This window comes from Ornithinimicrobium carbonis (assembly GCF_977012275.1).
Window position 1 is genome coordinate 493163 of record NZ_OZ348993.1, and the last position, 19641, is coordinate 512803.

General features: G+C 74.6%; 16 protein-coding genes and 1 tRNA gene. 7 read left to right on the forward strand and 10 right to left on the reverse strand.

The window, feature by feature from the left end:
* Positions 1 to 23: 23 nt before the first annotated feature.
* The 6 genes from argF to ACWHYA_RS02265 all read right to left on the reverse strand — a co-directional run bounded on the left by argF (position 24) and on the right by ACWHYA_RS02265 (position 4900).
* The gene (gene argF, locus ACWHYA_RS02240) at positions 24 to 1028 is read right to left on the reverse strand and encodes an ornithine carbamoyltransferase (protein ID WP_425939297.1); all 1005 of its coding nucleotides are present in this window, start codon (positions 1026 to 1028) and stop codon (positions 24 to 26) included.
* A gap of 131 nt (positions 1029 to 1159) precedes the next feature.
* Positions 1160 to 1232 (reverse strand) — tRNA-Ala (locus tag ACWHYA_RS02245).
* 61 nt (positions 1233 to 1293) lie between these two features.
* Positions 1294 to 2322: a hypothetical protein gene (locus tag ACWHYA_RS02250; RefSeq protein ID WP_425939296.1), complete on the reverse strand. Its 1029-nt coding sequence runs from the start codon at positions 2320 to 2322 to the stop codon at positions 1294 to 1296.
* A gap of 45 nt (positions 2323 to 2367) precedes the next feature.
* The gene (locus tag ACWHYA_RS02255) at positions 2368 to 3087 is read right to left on the reverse strand and encodes a GNAT family N-acetyltransferase (RefSeq protein ID WP_425939294.1); all 720 of its coding nucleotides are present in this window, start codon (positions 3085 to 3087) and stop codon (positions 2368 to 2370) included.
* Positions 3084 to 3563 carry a cyclic pyranopterin monophosphate synthase MoaC gene (gene moaC / locus ACWHYA_RS02260; protein WP_425939292.1) on the reverse strand — a complete coding sequence of 160 codons (480 nt, stop codon included), beginning with the start codon at positions 3561 to 3563 and terminating at the stop codon, positions 3084 to 3086. The genes ACWHYA_RS02255 and moaC overlap by 4 nt, the downstream gene beginning before the upstream one ends.
* Positions 3560 to 4900, reverse strand: a complete 1341-nt coding sequence (locus ACWHYA_RS02265; RefSeq protein ID WP_425939290.1) for a molybdopterin molybdotransferase MoeA — start codon at positions 4898 to 4900, stop codon at positions 3560 to 3562. The genes moaC and ACWHYA_RS02265 overlap by 4 nt, the downstream gene beginning before the upstream one ends.
* Before the next feature lie 60 nt (positions 4901 to 4960).
* Between ACWHYA_RS02265 and ACWHYA_RS02270 the strand changes: the two genes are divergently transcribed.
* Positions 4961 to 5587, forward strand: coding sequence for a 5-formyltetrahydrofolate cyclo-ligase (locus tag ACWHYA_RS02270; RefSeq protein WP_425939289.1), 627 nt, complete (start codon positions 4961 to 4963; stop codon positions 5585 to 5587).
* Here the strand turns inward: ACWHYA_RS02270 and ACWHYA_RS02275 are convergent.
* Positions 5565 to 8258 (reverse strand): penicillin acylase family protein, encoded by a 2694-nt coding sequence (locus ACWHYA_RS02275; RefSeq protein WP_425939287.1) that lies wholly within the window; start codon positions 8256 to 8258, stop codon positions 5565 to 5567. The two genes, ACWHYA_RS02270 and ACWHYA_RS02275, sit on opposite strands and share 23 nt — an antisense overlap.
* 60 nt (positions 8259 to 8318) lie before the next feature.
* Between ACWHYA_RS02275 and ACWHYA_RS02280 the strand changes: the two genes are divergently transcribed.
* The 3 genes from ACWHYA_RS02280 to mscL all read left to right on the forward strand — a co-directional run bounded on the left by ACWHYA_RS02280 (position 8319) and on the right by mscL (position 10111).
* Positions 8319 to 8729 (forward strand): FmdB family zinc ribbon protein, encoded by a 411-nt coding sequence (locus tag ACWHYA_RS02280; RefSeq protein ID WP_425939285.1) that lies wholly within the window; start codon positions 8319 to 8321, stop codon positions 8727 to 8729.
* Positions 8730 to 9007: 278 nt separating this feature from the next.
* Positions 9008 to 9565, forward strand: a complete 558-nt coding sequence (locus tag ACWHYA_RS02285; protein ID WP_425939283.1) for an SAF domain-containing protein — start codon at positions 9008 to 9010, stop codon at positions 9563 to 9565.
* Positions 9566 to 9706: 141 nt separating this feature from the next.
* Positions 9707 to 10111 carry a large conductance mechanosensitive channel protein MscL gene (gene mscL / locus ACWHYA_RS02290; RefSeq protein ID WP_425939281.1) on the forward strand — a complete coding sequence of 135 codons (405 nt, stop codon included), beginning with the start codon at positions 9707 to 9709 and terminating at the stop codon, positions 10109 to 10111.
* Positions 10112 to 10684: 573 nt separating this feature from the next.
* On the opposite strand, the gene ACWHYA_RS02295 is transcribed toward mscL, so the two are convergent.
* Genes ACWHYA_RS02295 through ACWHYA_RS02305 form a run of 3 tightly spaced genes read right to left on the reverse strand, consistent with a single transcriptional unit; the run spans position 10685 to position 17230 of the window.
* Complete coding sequence (locus ACWHYA_RS02295; RefSeq protein WP_425939277.1) at positions 10685 to 14347, reverse strand: hypothetical protein; 3663 nt, start codon at positions 14345 to 14347, stop codon at positions 10685 to 10687.
* Positions 14344 to 15627, reverse strand: a complete 1284-nt coding sequence (locus tag ACWHYA_RS02300) for an MFS transporter (RefSeq protein WP_425939275.1) — start codon at positions 15625 to 15627, stop codon at positions 14344 to 14346. The genes ACWHYA_RS02295 and ACWHYA_RS02300 overlap by 4 nt, the downstream gene beginning before the upstream one ends.
* A gap of 37 nt (positions 15628 to 15664) precedes the next feature.
* Complete coding sequence (locus ACWHYA_RS02305; RefSeq protein ID WP_425939273.1) at positions 15665 to 17230, reverse strand: SulP family inorganic anion transporter; 1566 nt, start codon at positions 17228 to 17230, stop codon at positions 15665 to 15667.
* Between the two features lie 165 nt (positions 17231 to 17395).
* Here ACWHYA_RS02305 and ACWHYA_RS02310 point away from each other — a divergent pair, with 165 nt between their 5' ends.
* Genes ACWHYA_RS02310 through ACWHYA_RS02320 form a run of 3 tightly spaced genes read left to right on the forward strand, consistent with a single transcriptional unit; the run spans position 17396 to position 19577 of the window.
* Positions 17396 to 17578: a hypothetical protein gene (locus ACWHYA_RS02310; protein WP_425939271.1), complete on the forward strand. Its 183-nt coding sequence runs from the start codon at positions 17396 to 17398 to the stop codon at positions 17576 to 17578.
* Positions 17575 to 19167 (forward strand): peptide chain release factor 3, encoded by a 1593-nt coding sequence (locus ACWHYA_RS02315; protein ID WP_425939269.1) that lies wholly within the window; start codon positions 17575 to 17577, stop codon positions 19165 to 19167. Before ACWHYA_RS02310 ends, ACWHYA_RS02315 begins: the two co-directional genes overlap by 4 nt.
* Positions 19164 to 19577: a MerR family transcriptional regulator gene (locus ACWHYA_RS02320; RefSeq protein WP_425939267.1), complete on the forward strand. Its 414-nt coding sequence runs from the start codon at positions 19164 to 19166 to the stop codon at positions 19575 to 19577. The genes ACWHYA_RS02315 and ACWHYA_RS02320 overlap by 4 nt, the downstream gene beginning before the upstream one ends.
* The last annotated feature ends 64 nt before the right edge of the window (positions 19578 to 19641 follow it).

A 19641-nucleotide genomic window follows, 5' to 3' on the forward strand; every position in this document is an offset into this window, starting at 1 on the left:
TCCGGCCACCTCGGGCGCCCCGTTCACGCGAGGGTGGCGACCATGAGCGCCTTGATCGTGTGCAGACGGTTCTCGGCCTGGTCGAAGACGATGCTCGCCGCGGACTCGAACACCTCGTCGGTCACCTCCAGCCCGCCGGCGAGCTCGGGGTGGCGCCCCATGAGCTCGCGACCCACGTCGGTGTCGGTGTCGTGGAAGGCCGGCAGGCAGTGCATGAACCGCGCCCTCGGGTTGCCGGTCGCGGCCATGAGGTCCGCGTTGACCTGGTAGGGCAGCAGCCCCTCGATCCGATCCTCCCACGCCTCCACCGGCTCGCCCATGGAGACCCAGACGTCCGTGTGCACGAAGTCGACCCCACGGACGGCCGCGACCGGGTCGTCGGTGATCGTGATCCGGGCCCCGGTCTCCTCGGCGATCCCGCGGCACAGGTCGACGACCCCGCCATCGGGCTGCAGGCCGGCGGGGGCACCGATGCGCACGTCCATCCCCAGCTTGACGCCCAGCAGCAGCAGGCTGTGGCCCATGTTGTTGCGGGCGTCCCCCAGGTAGGCGAAGGCGGTCTCGTGCCGGTGCTTGTGGGTGTGCTCGGTCATCGTCAGCGCGTCGGCGAGCATCTGCGTGGGGTGCCACTCGTCGGTGAGCCCGTTGTAGACCGGCACCCCGGCGTGGTCGGCCAGCTCCTGGACCTTCGCCTGGCTCGACCCGCGGTACTGGATCGCGTCGAACATCCGGCCCAGGACCCGGGCGGTGTCCTTGATCGACTCCTTGTGGCCGATCTGGGTGCTGCGCGGGTCCAGGTAGGTCGTGGACGCTCCCTGGTCGGCCGCGGCCACCTCGAACGCGCACCGGGTGCGGGTGGAGGTCTTCTCGAAGATGAGGGCCACCGAGCGCCCGCGGAGCAGCTGGCGCTCCTGCCCCGAGGCCTTGGCCCGCTTGAGGTCGTGGGCCAGGTCGACGAGGTGCTTGATCTCGGCCGGACTGTCCTCGACCAAGGACAGCAGGCTGCGTCCGCGCAGGTTGACCGCCATGTGTACAACTCCTCGATCGTGCTCGGCAGGGGGGTCGACCCGGCCCGTGGGACGGGTGCAGGGCCCGCTCGAGCCTACCCCGGCACGGCGAAGGGTCCGGCCCCTCGGCGGAGGGACCGGACCCTGTCCGGTGGAGCTGAGGGGATTCGAACCCCTGGCCTTCTCATTGCGAACGAGACGCGCTACCAACTGCGCCACAGCCCCTCGTGCGGCTCCATACTCTAGCACCGCCGTCGACGGCCGCCCAATCAGCGACGAGCCGGGCCTACCCCACCCGGTCGACGTGGGGAAGGTCCTCGAACTCCTCCTCGAGGGCCATCACGGTGCCGTCCTCGGGCAGCTGTCCGGTGCCTTCGGGCACCCCGCGGGAGGCCCGTGCCTTGAGGGCGTAGGTGGGCGGCGGAACGGGGACCGGGTCCCACGTGCCCCCGGCGGCACCGTCCCGGGCAGAGGGCGTCGCCACGGCCGGGGAGGTGGCGCCCGACGGGTCCCCGCCGGTCGGTCCGGCGCCGGACACGGCGGACCGCCGGTCCAGGCCTGCCTCGACGGCGGCCACGTCGTAGAGCGCGGGTGCCGGCCGGTCGGCGGCCACCACGGTGCGCCGCGCGCCGGACCGGCGAGACCCGGGACGGGTCGTCACGGCGAGCGACTGGGCGGCGAGCGCGTGGTCGGCGGTCCGTCCCGCGGGGCGCTGCCCCGGACGGTCCGCGTGCTCGGGGGTCGGGGCGCGGTGCGGGGCGCGCCGCCCGGCCGGCCGGGCGGCCGTCGTCACCACGCGCGGAGCGCGGACCGGGCGACGACGTGCGGCCCTCTCCTGGGCCGCCGACCAGCGCACGACGCCGACGGTGAGGCCGAGGAAGGCGACGGCGGCAAGGGCCGACCAGCGGGGCAGGGTGCCGGCCATGGCCAGACCGCTGGCCGCGACGAGGACGACGGAGGAGACGAGCAGGGCCGCCCCCCGGAGGCGGTTGGCGACCTGGGCCCGGCGCACGGCGGGCGGCGGGGCCACGGCGCGCGCACCGTGGGCGGCCCGGGCGAGGCCGGCCGGGGCGTCGTGGCGCTTGACGACGACCTCCGGACGGGCCGGTCGCAGCGGTGAGGTGTCGTAGGGGCGCGGTGCCACCTCGGCCGTCTCGGGACGGGGCAGGGCGCGCCTGCGCTCCAGCACGCGCATCGCCTCGGAGAACCGGTCGACCGACCGTGCGGTGGCCAGGTGGTCGCGCCGACGGACCCAGTGCTGGACCAGGTAGACAGCCCACACCGCCAGGATGACGACGAAGATCAGACTGCTCACGCTGGGCACGTGCGCCACGCTAGGGGGCCGTCGCCGGAGCGTGCGTCAGGCGCTCGGAGTGTCGCGCAAGTTTCTGGTGTGACGTGCGGGAGCCTCGTCGTCCCGTGTCGACGACGGCGTCCCGGGTGTCCCGGGGTCCGCGCCCCGGTCGCGCCGGAGCAGCGCGACCAGCCCGCCGTCGGCATACCCCCCGGGCCGCAGGTCCTCGGCCAGGACCGCGAAGCAGCGGTGGTCGGCCCAGCCACCGTCGACGTGCATGAAGCCGCGGCGCATCCCCTCCTCCGGGAGCCGCAGCCGCTCCGCCACCCCCAGGCTGGCGGTGTTCTCCGGGCGGATGGCGACCTCGACCCGGTGCAGACCGACGGGTCCCAGCGCGTGGTCGACCAGCCGGGCCACCGCCCAGGTGGCGTAGCCGTGCCCGGTGGCGTCCTCGTCGAGCCAGTACCCCACCAGCCCGCTGGACCGGGCGCCACCGAGGACGTCGAAGAGCTGCACCTGGCCGACGAGGCGACCGCCGACCTCCAGGACCAGGGGCAGCAGGTACCCGTCGCGGGCGGCCCGGTCCAGACCGCGGCGGAGACGGTGGAAGGAGGTCCGGCCGGGAGGTCGCCCCGGCACGGTCGACTCCCACGGGGCCAGCCAGCGAGCGTTGCGGCCGCGCACCTCCTCCCAGGCCTCGCGGTCTGACCGGACGAGCGGGCGCAGGACCAGGGTCGAGCCGTCGGGCAGGCCGGTGCGCAGGACGACCGGCCAGACCCAGCTCACCGCGGCCGGACCCAGTCACCGGAGCGGCCGCCGGACTTGGCCGTGACCCGCACGTCGGTGACCACGGCCAGCCGGTCGACCGCCTTGACCATGTCGACCAGGGCCAGGGCCGCGACGCTGACGCAGGTGAGCGCCTCCATCTCCACCCCGGTGCGGTCGGCCGTGCGCACCGTGGCCGTGATCGCCACTCCCTCGTCGTCCACGACCAGATCGACCTCGACGCCGTGGACGGCGACGGGGTGGCACAGGGGGACCAGGTCCGGCGTCCGTTTGGCCGCCTGGATGCCGGCGATGCGGGCCACACCGAGGGCGTCGCCCTTGGGCACCGTCCCCGAGCGCAGCGCCCGGACGGCGTCGCCGGACAGCTCGACCCGTCCCGCCGCGCTGGCGCTGCGCGCGGTGACCGCCTTGTCGGTGACGTCGACCATGTGCGCCGTGCCGTCGGCGCGCAGGTGGGTCAGCCCGTCCGCGGTCACGCCCCGTCCTTGTCGTCGGTGCGGCCGTCCCCGTCCTGGGGGCCGTCCGGGTCGGTGGGACCGTCCCCGTCCCGGTCGGACCCGTCGTCCTCCTGCGCCGAGAGCCGGCCGTCGATGTCCCGGCGGGGACGCAGCAGGAGCAGCTCCACCTGCGAACCCACCGCGACCTCCTCCTCGTCCGCCCCGCCGACCGCCAGCGCGTCGGCCATCGCCAGCCCCGCCACGAGGTGCGAGCCGGACCCGCCGACCGGCTCCACCGCATACTCCCCGGTGACGTCGCGCGTGAGGCGTACCCGGGTGTAGGTGGTGCGCTCCTTGGCGGTGCTCCAGCCCGTGGTCACCAGGCCCGTCGTGCTGCTGTCGCTGACCCGGCGGCCCGCCCGGCGCTCCAGCGCCGGTCGCACGAACACCTCGAAGCTGACGAGCGCGCTGACCGGGTTGCCCGGAAGCATGAAGACGGGCACCTTGCGGCGGCCGAGCACCCCGAACCCCTGCGGCTTGCCGGGCTGCATCGCCACCTCGACGAACTCCGTCGTCCCCTCGCCGCTGAGCACCTTCTTGACGATGTCGTAGGCCCCCTTGCTCACCCCGCCGGTGGTGATGATCGCGTCGGCGTGGTCCAGGTGGTGCTTGATCTCCTTCTTCGTCGCCGACTCGTCGTCGGGCAGGTGGCCCACGTGCACGGGGAAGAACCCGGCCTCGCGGACGAGCGCCTCGAGCATCGGCCCGTTGGAGTCCACGATCTGGCCCGGCCCGACCGCGTCGCCGACCGGCACGAGCTCGTCCCCGGTGGAGAGCACGACCACGCGGACCGGGCCGACCACCTCGACCTGCTCCACGCCTGCCGAGACCAGGGCCGCCAGCTGGGGTGCGCCGATCGGGGTGCCGGCGGGCAGGACCACCTCCCCGCTGCGCACGTCCTCGCCCGCACGCCGGATGTTGGACCCCTCCTCGGGCTGGACCCGGAACTGGGCCTCGCGCACGTGCCCGTCGGTGTCCTCCACCCGGACGACCGCGTCGGCCCCCACGGGGATCGGCGCGCCGGTCATGATGCGCCAGGCCTGCCCGGGCACGTGCTCACGGGGGAGCTGGTCGCCCGCGGCCACGTCCCCCGAGACCGGGAGCAGCACCGGGTTCTCCGCGGAGGCCCCCTCCAGGTCCTGCCGCCGGACGGCATACCCGTCCATCGAGGAGTTGTCGAAGCGGGGCAGGTCCGCCCGGCTGCGGACCTCGGCCGTGGTCACCAGACCGTGCGCCCGCGGCACCGGGACGGACTGGGTCTCCACCGGCCGGATCTGCTCCAGGATGCGCGCGAGGTGCTCCTCGACGGGGATCATGTCCTCACCTTTCTGATCGGGGTCTGCGCCCAGCGTAGTCAGACGGGACACAATGGCCCGGTGAACATCCCACCCAGCTCCCCCTCGCTGCCCACCGTCGTCGCCGACGGCGACGTGGTCGCCGAGAAGGCCCGCTGGCGTGCCCTCGTGCGGGCCGCGCGGCGCGAGCTGGTGGACGCCTGGGGCGCGACGGGTCGCGAGGAGGCCGCGGAGGCGCTGGCCGCCACCGGCCTGGAGCTGGTCGGCGCGGGCACCACGGTGACCCTCTTCGAGCCGATGCGCACCGAACCCCCCGTGGACCGGCTGGTCCGGGAGCTGATCGGGGCGGGGGTGCGGGTGCTGGTCCCGATCACCCTGGCCCGGCCCCGGCTGGACTGGGCCGACGTGGCCGACCCGGACCGCACGCCCCTGGGCGAGGAGGCGCTCGCCCAGGTCGACCTGGCCCTGGTCCCGGCGCTGGCCGTGGGGGCCGACGGGGTCCGGCTGGGGCAGGGCGGCGGCTACTACGACACCACCCTGCCCCTCCTGCGGGAGCGGTCGCCCGGGGCTGCGGTAGTCGCCGTGCTGCACGACCACGAGCTGGTGCCGGCCGTGCCCGCCGACCCTCACGACGCCCGGGTGGACGCCGTGCTCCGCCCCGGCAGCGGGGTGACCCGGCTCCCGCTCAGCCCGGCGGAGCGGGCGTGAGCGTCATCGTCTGGTGGGCGCGCTCCAGCACCGCCTCCCGCCCCGAGACCATCGGATAGGTCCCGCCCTCGATCCAGGTTCTGGTCTGGTCGGTGTGGTTGGGGTGGAACGGGTGGGCCGAGTTGCCGGTCTGGTTGACCCAGCGGGAGGCGTCCAGGTCCGCGAGGTCGACGACCATGCGCATGGACGGTGCCGAGGTGACCTCGAAGCTGCCCGTCGAGGCGTCCCAGTTCATCGCGTTGACCACGGCGCTGGTGCCCGAGGCCGGCCGTGGCGGCTGGCCGAAGATCCCCCTGACCAGCGCCGGCACGTCCTCCCCGGAGAGCACCTCGTGCTCCAGGCGGACCTGGTGCAGCTGTCCCCACGTCCAGTCCTCGACGTCCTTGGAGATGTCCCGGGTCAGGTCCAGCCGCGCCTGCAGCATGGCGGTGCGCACGACCTCGTCGCGCGACTCCACGACCCCGGGCGTGCGCCGGTCGTCCCACCAGCGGCTGTCGGGGCGGGCCAGCAGCTCGTCCAGCAGGAGCATCGAGCGGGAGTTGCCGGTCGCAGCCAGGTCCGGCGGCAGCTCGTCGTCGAAGACGGTCTCCAGCAGGTTGGCGTAGACCGCGTAGAAGTAGGCGGCTGCGGCCGACTGCTCCCCCTCTGCGGGGGCCGTGAGGTCCCAGTCGCGCAGCAGGTCCTGGGCCTCGGCGTAGAAGTCGTGCCCCAGGTCCAGGTCCACCAGAAGGGGCACGAGCACCTCCGCGAAGGCGTTCCGGTCGTCGAGCTGGACCTGCGTCATGTCTTCGACGGTGAGCGGTCCCTCCTCGGTGCGGGCCGAGAGCAGCTCGAGGATGCGGGTGGAGCGGTAGCCCTTGTCCCACTCGCTGGTGAGGAAGGGGGTGCTCCCGCGCACCACGGCCTGGTTGGCCGCGACGATCACCCCGTCCTCGGGGTTGAGCGCGTACGGCATCTCCTCGAAGTCCACCCAGCCCGACCAGGCGTAGGCCTCGTCCCACCCGGGTGCGGGATAGAACCCGGGCGGTGTCCCGTGCGTGGCCGAGCGGCGCACCGGGACCAGCCCGGGGGCCTGGTAGCCGATGTTGCCCTCGGTGTCGGCGTAGAGCAGGTTCTGGGCAGGGACCTCGAACAACCGGGCCGCGTCCCTGAAGTCCTCCCACCCGCTCGCCCGGTTCATCGCGAAGATCGCCTCGGCCGTGCGACCGGGCTCCAGCGCCGTCCACGCCAGCGCCACCTCGTAGTCGTCGGAGGTCTCGACCCCGCCGAGGGGGGCGTCCGTGCCGAGGTCGGCCACCGGGTCCAGCACGTCGGAGACCACGGGACCGTGGGAGGACTCGCGCACCGTGATCTCCACGTCCTCGCCGCCGGCCACCTTGATCGTCTCGGTGCGCACGGTCAGCGGCACGTAGCTGTCCCCGCGCAGCACGCGGTCGCCCTCGACGTCCTCGAGGTAGAAGTCGGTGACGTCCGGGTCCAGGTTGGTGATCCCCCAGGCGATGTCCTGGTTGTGGCCGATCACCACCCCCGGCAGACCGGCGAAGGTGAAGCCGGTGACGTCGAAGGGGCAGGCCTCGGACACCACGCGGCAGTGCAGGCCAGCCTGGAGCCAGATGCCGGGCTGCCCGACCGCCAGGTGCGGGTCGTTGGCCAGGAGAGGGGCACCGCTGGCCGTGTGCTCACCGGAGACGACCCAGGAGTTGGAGCCGATGCCCTCCCCGGTGCCCATGAGCGCGGGGACGGCGTCCAGGGCGCTCCCGGCCGCGGCGAGCGCCTCGTCCACCCCGCCGTCAGCCAGCCATTGACGGGTCGTCCCCTCGGTGGGTCCGGGCGGGGCGACGGGCTCCCCCAGCCGGCCCTGCTCGGCCGGGTCGAGGGCATCGCCCGGAGCCGGTGCGCGCACCGCGCCGGAGGTCCCGCCGCGGGCGTCGGCGTCCGGCACGCGCGGTCGCTCCTCGGGCGACCACTCCCCGGGGGAGAGGATCGGCGGGTGCTCCGAGACCGGGTAGTCGGGGTACAGCTCGCCCAGCTGCGGCAGCGGCACCTGTCCGACGAGGCGCCCGCGGGCCAGCTCGTCGGCGTAGTTGCCGCGCAGGTCCCAGGCCATCGCCTTCAGCCAGGCGAGCGAGTCGACCGGGTCCCAGCGACGCACCTCGTAGCCGGGGGCCGAGCGGGCCAGGACGACGTACTCCAGACCCATGCGCGAGGGTGAGGCCTGCTGGTCGATGTAGGCGTTCACCCCGTTGGTGTAGGCCTGCAGGTAGCCACGGACCGTGGGGTCCAGCAGGGCCAGCTCCTGCTCCGCCACCCGGCGCCAGCCGAGGGTGCGGATGACCTTGTCGGTCTCCAGGCCGCCCTCGCCGACGAGCTCGGACAACCGGCCGCTGACCACGTGCCGGCGCAGGTCCATCTGGAAGAAGCGGTCCTGGGCGGCGGTGAAACCCTGGGCGGCGAAGAGGTCGGCCGCGGTGTCCGCGTAGAGGTGGGTCACGCCCAGCTCGTCCCGGACGACCTCGACGGACCCGGCCAGCCCGGGGACCTCCAGCTCCCCCGTGGTCTGCGGGAACGCCCGCCGGGTCAGGCCGACGCCCAGCACGGCCGTGGCCACGACGACGACCACCAGGATCGCCACCACCGGCACGGCCACGCGCTGCCACACGGGTCGGGACACGCGCTCCAGACTAGGTCACGCGGACGAGAGGCCGCGGGAGGCCACGTAGGATCTCCCTCCGTGCCCACCTATTCGTACGCGTGCAAGGACTGCGGACACGCCTTCGACATCCAGCAGGCGTTCAGCGACGACGCCCTGACCGAGTGCCCCAGCTGCGGCGGCTCCCTGCGCAAGATCTTCAGCGCTGTCGGGGTCGTCTTCAAGGGGTCGGGGTTCTACCGCACGGACTCCCGCTCCGGCGCGGGCGGCTCGAAGGGTTCGTCCTCGGGCTCGTCCGGCTCCGGCTCCGGCTCCGGCTCCGACGGGGCGGGCTCCGGCTCCGACGGGGCGGGCACGTCGTCGGCGGACCGGGGGTCGAAGACGCACTCCCAGGGGTCGGCCGGCTCCGGGGGGAGCTCGGCGTCCTCGACGGGGAGCACGTCGTCCACATCCTCCTCGGCGGGCGGCGGCTCCTCCACCGGCGGCGGCTGACCCCTTCCGGGGGTATGCGGTCGCGCACCTACTCTCGGCGCGTGCCGCGCTCCCCAGCTGACGACCCCGCGACCGGGCGGCCCTCTCACGGGGGGCCGCCCCTCCGCCCCGTTCGCGGGGCAGGCCCGGGCCGCGCCGACGGAACCGCCCGCGCCGACGGAACCGCCCGGACCGACGGAACCGCCCGGACCGGCCGAGCCGCCCGTGCCACCCAGGGTCCTCCTGGCGCGAGGTCGGCCCGACGGGCCGACCGGCCGCGCAGGTGGGGCGGCCCCCGGTTGCGCCGGTGGGTCTCGGCCGTGCTGGCCGCCCTGGCCGTGGGCCTGGTGGCCCAGCTGGCGGTCACCCGGCCCGTGCCCGACGGGGTGCCCGCGGTCGTGGCCGTCCGCGAGGTGGCCGCGGGGACCGAGCTGACCGAGGACGCGCTCGCCCTGCGGGTGCTGCCACGGACCGCCCTGCCCGACGGGGCGCTGCTCGAGCCCGGCGCGGCCCTCGGGAGACCCGCCTCCTCGGTGCTCGCGGCCGGTGAGGTGCTGACCCGTTCCGACGTGCGCACCGCCGAGATGGTCGCGGGGCTGGGTCCGGGGACCGTCGCCGTGTGGGTCCCGGTGCTCGAGCCCGCCGTGACGGCGTCCCTCGGTGCTGGTGACCGGGTCGACCTGCGGTCGCCGTCCGACGGGTCGTTCCTGGCCCGGGAGGTCCTGGTCCTCGCCGTGGGGTCGGCGGAGCAGGGCGGCGCCTGGGTCGCCGTCGACGACGGTCAGGCTGCCGCCCTGGCGGCCCGGGGCGGTGACCCCCTGGGCGGTGCGGTGCACGTGGCCCTGCGCGGACCCTGACCCCACCCGTACGGGTGTGGCGGCGGACGCGACTCTGGTACCCTCGTCGGTGGACCGAGGCGCGAGGGCTGCGCCCGCCACCACCCCACCATCATCCGGACGTCATGGCTGCTGCCCTGCGCCCGGGACGAAAGGACAGCAATGCTCAAGGGCTTCAAGGAATTCATCATGCGGGGCAACGTCATCGACCTCGCCGTCGCCGTCGTCATCGGCGCCGCGTTCGCCGCCGTCGTCGAGCAGGTCGTGTCCAGCCTGGTCACCCCGCTGCTCAACGCCATGGGAGGCGCCGAGGCCGAGGGGCTCGGCTTCGAGATCATCGACGGCAACCCCTCGACCTACATGGACTTCGCGGCGATCATCAACGCCCTGATCGTCTTCCTGCTCACCGCGCTCGTCGTGTACTTCGTGCTCGTCGTGCCGATGAACAAGTTCAACGAGCTGCGCATGCGCGGCAAGGAGGAGCCGGAGGAGATCTCCGAGGAGATCGCCACCCTGCGCGAGATCCGCGACCTGCTGGCCGCTCGCCGCACCGACGGCACCCTCTGACACCACCGGGACGCTCCGGTCCCCGCGGGGACGACCCCGGCCCCACCACCACGCCTCCGGCCCCCGGCCGGGGGCGTCGTGCGTGCACGCGCAGGACGACGGGACGACGTGGGTGCACGCGCAGGACGACCGAGGACGTGCGGTGTACGCACGCGCAGGACGACCGAGGACGTGCGGTGCACGCACGCGCAGGACGACCGAGGACGTGCGGTGCACGCACGCGCAGGACGACCGAGGACGTGCGGTGCATGCACGCGGGGGCGACGGACACCGACGACGGACGGGGGACGAAAGGAGATGCGCGACCGGCGTTTCAGTCCCAGTGGGGCGGGCGCTGCGCCGCGATCCACGCGTCGCGTGCGGCGTCGGCGCCGCCCCGGTCCCCGGACCGGTCGACAGCAGGTCGACCCACCCGGCCGGCCGGTGCCTCAGGACGTGCCCCCGCGCCGCCACCTGTCTCCGGGCTGCTCACGGGCAGGTCCTCGGAGACGTCTGCGTCCGGACGGGTGGGGGCCGCGTCCACCCGTCGGTGCCGCCGCCGGCGGACCGGGGCCTCCCCGTCGTCGGTGCCGGTCACGGCATGGCCGGCCCCTGGGCGGAGACGGTCGCTTCCCCGGCGCGGCGCTGCGCCCCGCGGACGGCCTCCAGCACCCTGGCCACCTCCCGGGCCGGGTCGGTGAAGACGTCCGTGCCCCGCACCCGCAGCGGGACCCACCCCATGCGGGTGAGCTGCTCGTGGCGAAGCCGCACGTCGTCGCGGCCGGGCTCGGTCCGCGCCGCGTCCGGCGAGACGTCGCTGTCGACGGCCACGCTCATCAGCACCGGTTTTTGGCCCCTCCCCTGCTCGACGACGGCCAGGTCGAGGGCGTGCGGACCGTGCCCCATCCCCTCCACGACCTCCAGCCCCTCGTCCCGCAGCCGTCGGGTCAGCTCGGCGAGCACGGCGGACCGGTGACCCCGGTCGGTCAGGTCGGCCGACCCGACGGCCTGCCGCACCACGTCCGTCCCCGGGCCGGCCGGCCAGCGGTCGACCGGCACCGGCGTGACGACCTCGACCGCCGCGCGGGCGGCCGCCAGGACCGCGCCGACACGTCGACCGTCGTGGGCCGACTGCGGCCCGGTCACCCACAGCACGCGGTCGCGGACCTCCCCTCCCACCCGGTGCACGGGCCGGACCAGGCACGGCTCGGACCGCTCGTCCAGGTCGCCCAGCACGCCGGCGAGGACCGGGTCGGGTGGACCCCCTGCCTCCGCGGCCGACGCGGCCAGCGCACCCCGCAGGGCGATCGCGACGTCCTCGGCGGTCGCCTCGTCGTCGGTGACGACGAGCAGGCTCCCGTCGGGATCCTGCCGGGCCAGCTGCAGGGCGAGCTCGACGGCGCATGAGACCTGGGCCGAGACCCCTCCCTCCGCGACGACGCTGCGGGCCGCGGCCCCACGCCATACCCCGGGGAAGCTGTGCACGGGCTGGGGCATGAACGGAGCCAGCGGCGCGACGAGCCCCTGGTGCAGGGCGCGGTACTGGGTCTGCAGGTGACGCACCGGCAGCACGTCCGCTGCGTCCTCGAGCAGGGACCGGGACGGTTGCCCCCGGTCCGCCTCCCCCTCGGCACGAGGGTCGGCCACGACGGAGAACGGGGCCGGCCCCAGGCCGCCGCCGTCACCCACGACCAGCACCTGCCGGCCCCGTGCCAGGGCGGGGACCGACCGGGCGCTCGTGGTGCGCCCGGCCCGCTCCAGGACGACGAGGTCGAAGGTGGTGTCCGGCGGCAGCACCGCGGGGACCACGAGGGGCGAGGCGAGCACGACGGGCTGGGCGGCACGGACCACGTCGGGGGCCCGGCTGATGAGGTCGCGCAGGTCGATCGCCCCGACGGCGGCCTCGTCGACGGCCCGCTCCCAGGCGGCCAGCTGGGAGGCGTGGGCCTCCCGCGTCCGCAGCAGCCGACGGTGGACGGCCAGGCGCGCCCGGGCGGCGTTGCGCCGCAGGTGCGCCCGGTCCGCACGGCGGAAGGCGCGCTCGGCCTCGCGGACCGTGTCGGCCGGGAGCTGCTGGGGCACGGCGTCGGAGCGCAGGTGCAGCAGCACCGAGGAGCGGTGCACGAACCGCACCTCCGCGGCGACCCGCTCCGGCGCGACCCCGCGGCGGGCCAGGTCGTCGACGAGCTCGCCCAGGCCGCGCTTCCGCACCGGGGCGAGCAGCGGGTGGGCTACCGCGGCGACCGGTGCCCGGTCGGCCCGGGCGTCGAGGCCGACGAGGCGTTCCAGGACCGTGTCGAGGTGGACCGTTCTCAGGTCCTGGCCGACGGGGGTGCCGACGAACACCTGGGCCAGCCAGGCCAGGTCCTCACCCACCGGCGCGTGCGCGGCCAGCGCCTCCTCCCAGCCCTCCGGGGCGGCGGGGCGCGCGGCCCGGCCGGCCACCTCCTCCCACTCCGCCCGCTCGTCCCGGGCACGACGCACGCGCTGCGGCAGGTCCGCGGGAGGCGTGCCGGGTCGCAGCAGCGAGCGCACCTGCCGGCGCAGCCGGGCTCGCGTCACGGCTCCGGGCCGGCCGGAGACCTCGTCCCGCGCGGCCGTGGCCGCCACCATCTCCTCCAGCGGAGCGTCGTAGACCTGGGGCGAGAAGACGTCGAGCGTCTCGCTGGCCCGGGCGACGAGGGTCAACCGGTGGGACCACTGCTCGAGGGTGACCGGGACGGGCATCCCCGCCGCCCGGCACACCCGCTCGGCCTGCTCCCGGGCGGCACCGAAGGCTCCGGTGACCATCCGGGCGACGATCTCCTGGGCCCGGGACGCCTCGTCGGTGCCGGAGAGCCGGGCGCCGTACCAGGGGTCGTCCCCCCGCCCCCGGGTCCAGGCACCGGCGTCGGCGGCCTCGACGAGGGCGTCCGCGACGGCCGACAGCTCCTCCTCGCCGAGGGTGGCCAGCACCTCGTCCACCAACCGCACGCGTGAGCACGGCGGAGCCTCCAGGGCGGCCAGGGCCGCCAGGTCGTCCTCCACCCGGGCCAGCGAGAGGCCCCACGGGGCGTGCCGGTGGTGCAGGACCTCGTGCTCGCGGCGCAGCACCGACAGCGCGTCCGCGCGGGCGGGCAGCGGGTCGGGGCCCAGCTCCGGTTCGACCTCCCGGGGCAGGTGCTCCAGGGCGTGCCGCACGGAGGCCAGGCCGACCCGCATGGACTCGGGGTCCTCGGCCAGGTGCAGGCACAGGTCGCCGAGGCCGACGTGCGCCAGCCGGCGCCGCAGGGACTCCAGGGCGGAGCGCTCCTCGGAGCACACCAGCACGCTGCGTCCCTCCGACAGCGCCGCGACGACCACGTTGGCCACGGTCTGCGTGGCGCCGGTGCCTGCCGGAGTGTCGAGGACGAGGTCGGCCCCGCGGGAGGCCTCGTCCACGACGAGCCGCTGCGCCCGGTCGGCGTCGAGGGCGGACAGCTCCTGGGCGGGGTCGTCCGCGCGCACGGGGTCCGGGCCGTCCCCGGGGAAGGAGACGTCGACACCGGCCAGCGCCGCGGCCACGTCGTGGCCGGCGAGCGCGTGCGCGTCCCCCGTGTAGCTGGTGACCAGCGGAAGCTTGGCCCAGGGGAAGGTGCCCAGCACCATCTGCGGACCGATCGCGAAGCCGGTCATCTCCCTGCACAGGTCCTCCAGCGCCTGGTAGGTCAGCCGCGGGTCGAAGCCGTGGTGCTGGGCCGACAGCCCCGCCAGCCCCACCGGGTCCAGGTCCAGGTGGATCTCGCTGCGGAGGTAGTGCTCGAGGACGGGGTTGAAGACGACGTCCTCGTGCAGCTGCAGCACGTGGTCGGAGTGGGCGGCGTCCACCGGCCGGATCCGGCAGCTGCGCAGCAGCACCGGCGCGCGGGGAGGGACGGGGACCCGGTGCAGGGTCCACGTCGCCAGCCCGATCGCCAGGAACCCGGTCTCCATGCCGTGCTCGCGCCGCAGCTCGTTGGTCTTGTCGCGGATGGCGCCGATCCGGCGGGAGGCGTCGAGGAAGGCCACGTGCTCGCGCACCAGCTCCGAGAGCAGGGTGGGCCGGCCCGAGAGCAGCTTGGCCACGCCGCCCGGGTGGGCCAGGTTGAGGTCGAAGGTGCCCGTCAGCGAGGTCCGGTGCCACAGCAGGGTGTTGGGACCGCCGAGCTCGGCGACCTCGCGCCGCCACCGGCCGCGGGCGCGCTGGACGACCTCCACCCGGGCAGGGTCGAGGGCGTGGGAGGGATGGGCCGGGGTCACCCTCCCAGGCTAACGACTCGGCGGCGGGCCACCGTGAAGGCGCCCAGGGCGAGTGCGGCCGCCGCGGCCGCCGCGTTGAGCACGCCGTAGCCCCACACGTCCATGACGACGCCCGCCACCGCCCCGCCCACGGCCGCGGACAGGCCCATGACGAGGTCGGCGGCGCCCTGGACGGCGGCGCGCTCCGCGACCGGGACGGCCCCGGCGATGGTGCCGGAGCCGGCCACCATGGTGCAGGACCACCCCAGGCCGAGCAGGAACAGCCCGGCCGTGAGCCCGGCCGACCAGCCGACGGCCGACAGCCCGGCCAGCACGGTGGCCGTCAGCAGGATCGCCACGCCCAGCAGGACGACCCGGGCGGCCCCGAGGCGGTCGGTCAGCTGGCCCGCGACCGGCGCCAGTCCGTACATGCCGAGGATGTGCAGGGAGATCACGAACCCGATGATCTCGATCTGGGCGTCCCCGTGCCGCATGTGCAGGGGCGTCATGACCATGACCGCGACCATGACGACGTGCCCGACGGTGAGCGCGACCGTGCCCCACAGCGCCACCGGCGTGGCCGCGATCAGCCGCAGGCCGGTGGCCACGCTCCCCCGCCGGGCGGACGCCGGCACCGTCTCCTCGACCGCCGGGGCCGCCCGGGCCGCGAGCTCGCGGGAGAGGCGGAGCGGGTCCGGCCTCAGCAGGAGCTGCAACAGCAGCGCCGCGAGCGCGAACCCGGCCATCGACAGCACCCAGGCACCGGCCAGCGGCGGCAGGCCGAGCTGTCCGGCGATCCAGCGGCCCGGCCCGATGAGGTTGGGCCCCAGGACCGACCCGATGGTCGTGGCCCACACGACCCAGCTGAGCTGGCGCCCGCGGCGCTCGGGGGTGGCCAGGTCCGTGGCGGCATACCGGGCCTGGTTGTTCGCGGTGGTGGAGGCCCCGAAGAGGGTGGTCCCCAGCAGCAGCAGCCAGAACGTCCCGGTCGCGGTGGCGGTGATGGCCAGGAAGGCTCCCACGGCACCGAGCAGGTATGCCATGACCAGGCCGGGGCGCCGGCCGTGCCGGGCCATGACCGCCGCCACGGGGATGGTGAACAGCGCGCCGCCGAGGACCTGGGTCGTGGTCGCCAGGCCGGACAGCGCGTCGCTCCCGCTGACCTCGGCCGCCACGATCGCGGCCACCGCGATGCCGCTGGCGACCCCGATGCCGCCCAGGGTCTGACTGCCCATGAGGGTCAGCACGGTGCGCGACTGGACGTGCGCGGCCTGCGGGTCGGCCAGGGAGGTGGGCGTCACCGGGGCAGTCTCGCAGAGCGGGGCGCCCGGTCGCGCACTAGTGCCCGTCGCCCAGCTGACCGGTCAGCTGCCCGTGCCGGGCGGCCGAGGACCAGTTGAGGCCGACGATCTCGACCTCCTTGCCGAGGCGTTCGTACTTGGTCTGGACCGCGTCGAGGGCGGCGACGGTGGAGGCGTCCCAGATGTGGCTCGCGGACAGGTCGATGACCACCGTGTGCGGGTCACCGGCGTAGTCGAACTGGTAGACGAGGTCGTTGCTGGTGGCGAAGAACAGCTCGCCCGACACCTTGTAGGTGCGCACGTCCGGCTGGCCGTCCCCGTCGACGTCGGTCTCGATCACCTGGTCGACGGAGGCGAAGTGGGCCACCCGACGGGCGAAGAGGATGATCGCCGCGTTGACCCCGACGATGACGCCGTAGGCCAGGTTGTGCGTGAGGACAGTGACGGCCACGGTCAGCATCATGACCAGGTTCTCGCTGTACGGCATCCGGCGCAGGGTGGAGGGGTGGATGCTGTGCCAGTCGAACGTCGCCACGGAGACCATAATCATCACGGCGACCAGGACCGCCATCGGGATCATGCCCACGGCCGGCCCGGCCCCCACGACGAGCGCGAGCAGGAAGACGCCGGCGAGGAAGGTCGAGATCCGCGTGCGGGCGCCGGAGACCTTGACGTTGATCATCGTCTGGCCGATCATCGCGCAGCCGCCCATGCCGCCGAAGAAGCCGGAGGCCAGGTTGGCCACGCCCTGGCCCCAGCTCTCCCGGGTCTTGTCGGAGTGGGTGTCGGTGATGCCGTCCACGAGCTTGGCCGTCATCAGCGACTCCAGCAGCCCGACCAGCGCCATCGCGAGGGCGTAGGGGCCGATGATCTGCAGGGTCTCCAGCGTCAGCGGCACGTCCGGCAGGAGCAGCTCGGGCAGCGACCGGGGCAGCTCGCCCTGGTCGGAGACGTCCGGGAGCTGCCAGCCGGCCGCCCAGACCAGCGTGGTGACGACCACGATCGCGACGAGGGGGGCAGGCACGGCCGTCGTGAGGCGCGGCAGCAGGACCATGATGAGCAGCCCCAGGGCCACCATCGGGTAGACCAGCCAGGGCACGCCCACCAGGTAGGGGACCTGCGCCATGAAGATGAGGATGGCCAGGGCGTTGACGAACCCCACCATGACCATCCGCGGGATGAACCGCATGAGCTTGGCCACCCCCAGGAGGGCGAGCACGATCTGCAGCACCCCGGCGAGGATGACGGTCGCCAGGAAGTAGTCGAGGCCGTACTCGCGGGCGACGGGCGCGATGACCAGCGCGATCGCCCCCGTCGCCGCCGTGATCATCGCCGGACGTCCGCCGACGAAGGCGATCGTGATGGCCATGACGAAGCTGGAGAACAGCCCGACGCGGGGGTCCACCCCGGCGATGATGGAGAAGGAGATCGCCTCGGGGATGAGGGCCAGCGCCACGACGAGACCGGCGAGCACCTCCGTGCGCAGCCGGCGGGGGTTGCGCAGGGCGGCGCGGGTGGAGGTCTCGCGCTCCCCGGCCTCGGGGACGACGGGGGTGCGCGGCTCCTTCGGAAGGGTGGTCGTGGTGGCTGTCGACTCGGCCATGGGGCTCCTCGGGCGCGGCGGGACGGGGCAAGGTGTGTGGGGTATCGGCGGCGACGCCGACAGGCAGGGAGACGTGTGCCGGCAGAAGGCCGCGGACACAGAAGAGCGACGGCGGCCCGCCGTCGCTGCACCGGACAACCCTACCGCAACGTTAGAGTGGTGCGCATGCCCACCCCCTTCCGCGCCGCGTGCCCGTCGTGCCGCAGCGACGAGCGGCATACCCTCACCCGCCTGGCCGACCACTGGTCGGAGCAGGGCTGGACCACCACCGACCCTGGCCGCCGCCGTGCGGCCGCAGGAGGACGCATGACCCCACGCAGCACCATCTCGACGCAGGTCCACCGGTGAGCCGCGACGTCGCGACCGAGACGGCCCGGCGCCGTACGTTCGCCGTGATCTCCCACCCCGACGCCGGCAAGTCGACGCTGACCGAGGCCCTGGCCCTGCACGCGCACGCGATCGCCGAGGCGGGTGCGGTGCACGGGAAGGGGTCCCGGCGCGGGGTGGTGTCCGACTGGCTGGACATGGAGCAGGCCCGAGGCATCTCGATCACCTCGGCGGCGCTGCAGTTCACCGTCGGGGACGTCGTGCTCAACCTGCTGGACACCCCGGGGCACGCCGACTTCTCCGAGGACACCTACCGGGTGCTGGCCGCCGTCGACTGCGCGGTCATGCTGCTGGACGCGGCCAAGGGCCTGGAGCCGCAGACCCTCAAGCTGTTCGAGGCCTGCCGGGTCCGCGGCACCCCCGTCATCACGGTGATCAACAAGTGGGACCGCCCCGGGCAGGAGCCGCTGGCGCTGCTCGACGAGATCGAGGAGCGGCTCGGCATCGTCCCCACCCCCCTCAACTGGCCGGTCGGGATCGCCGGCGACTTCCGCGGTGTGCTCGACCCCTCCACCGGCGGGATGACCCAGTTCACGCGGACCCCCGGCGGCGCGACGCTGGCCGGCCGGGAGTCGCTGGAGGCGGACGAGGCGGCGCGCCGCCACGACGTCGCCTGGACCCAGGCGGTGGAGGAGTTCGAGCTGCTCACCTCCTCGGGCCAGTCGCACGACCAGGCGAGCTTCCTGGCGGCCCGGACCACACCGGTGCTGTTCGCGGCGGCCGTCCTGAACTTCGGGGTCGCCGAGCTGCTGGAGGCGGTCACCGAGATGGCGCCGCCGCCCGGGCCGTGGGCCGACGTCGCAGGTCGACCGCGGGCGGTCGACGGGCCGTTCTCCGGATTCGTCTTCAAGGTGCAGACCGGGATGGACCGGGCCCACCGCGACCGGCTCGCGTTCATGCGGGTCTGCTCCGGGACGTTCGAGCGCGGTTCCGTCCTGACCCACGCCGGCAGCGGCAGGCCGTTCCAGACCAAGTACGCCCAGTCCGTCTTCGGCCGCGAGCGCGAGACCATCGACGAGGCCTTCCCCGGCGACGTCGTGGGCCTGGTCAACGCCCAGTCGCTGAACGTGGGTGACACCCTCTACGCCGAGGAACCCGTCACCTTCCCCCCGCTGCCACGGTTCGCCCCCGAGCACTTCGCCGTGGTCCGCCCCCGGGACACCGGCCGGTCCAAGCAGTTCCGCCGCGGCATCCAGCTGCTGGACCAGGAGGGCGTGGTGCAGGTGCTCGTGTCCGACCGCCGCGGCGCCCAGTCCCCCGTGCTGGCCGCCGTGGGCCCGATGCAGTTCGAGGTCGCCACCCACCGGCTCGAGCACGAGTTCGGCGCCCAGAGCGTGCTCGAGCCGCTCGGGTACGCCGAGGCCCGTCGCACGAGGCGGGAGGCGGTCGCCACGATCGACGCCAAGCACGGGGCGGAGGTCCTCGAGCGCACCGACGGCACCCTGGTCGCCCTCTTCTCCGACCGGTGGCGGATGGGCACCATCGCGGCGGACCTGCCGGAGGGCAGCCTGCTCCCCCTCTTCGGGGTCGACGACGGAGACCCGTCGTGACCGCGGAGCACGAGGGCCTGGTGCACATCGGAGAGGTCGTCGAACGCACCGGGCTGTCCCACCGCACCGTCCGCTACTACGAGGAGATGGGGCTGGTCGCCCCGGCGGGGCGGACCGAGGGAGGGTTCCGGCTGTACGACCGGGCCGGGATCGACCGGCTCCTGCTCATCACCCCGATGAAACCGCTGGGCTTCTCGATCGAGGAGATCGGCGAGCTGCTGGCGGCGCTGGACACGGCGACCGACCCCGAGGCCGACCTGGCGAGCCGGAAGCAGGCCCGGGAGCTCCTGGACGACGCGCACGCCGGCGTGCAGGAACGCATCCGCGAGCTGGGGGCCGCCCTGTCCCGGGCCGAGGCGTTCGCCGAGCGGCTGCGGCAGGAGTCACCGACGGCGGTGGGTACCCCCTGACGCCGCCGCCGGTGGGTGACCGACCGGCGTCGCCGGTCCCCGCCAGCCCGGTACCGGACCGGGC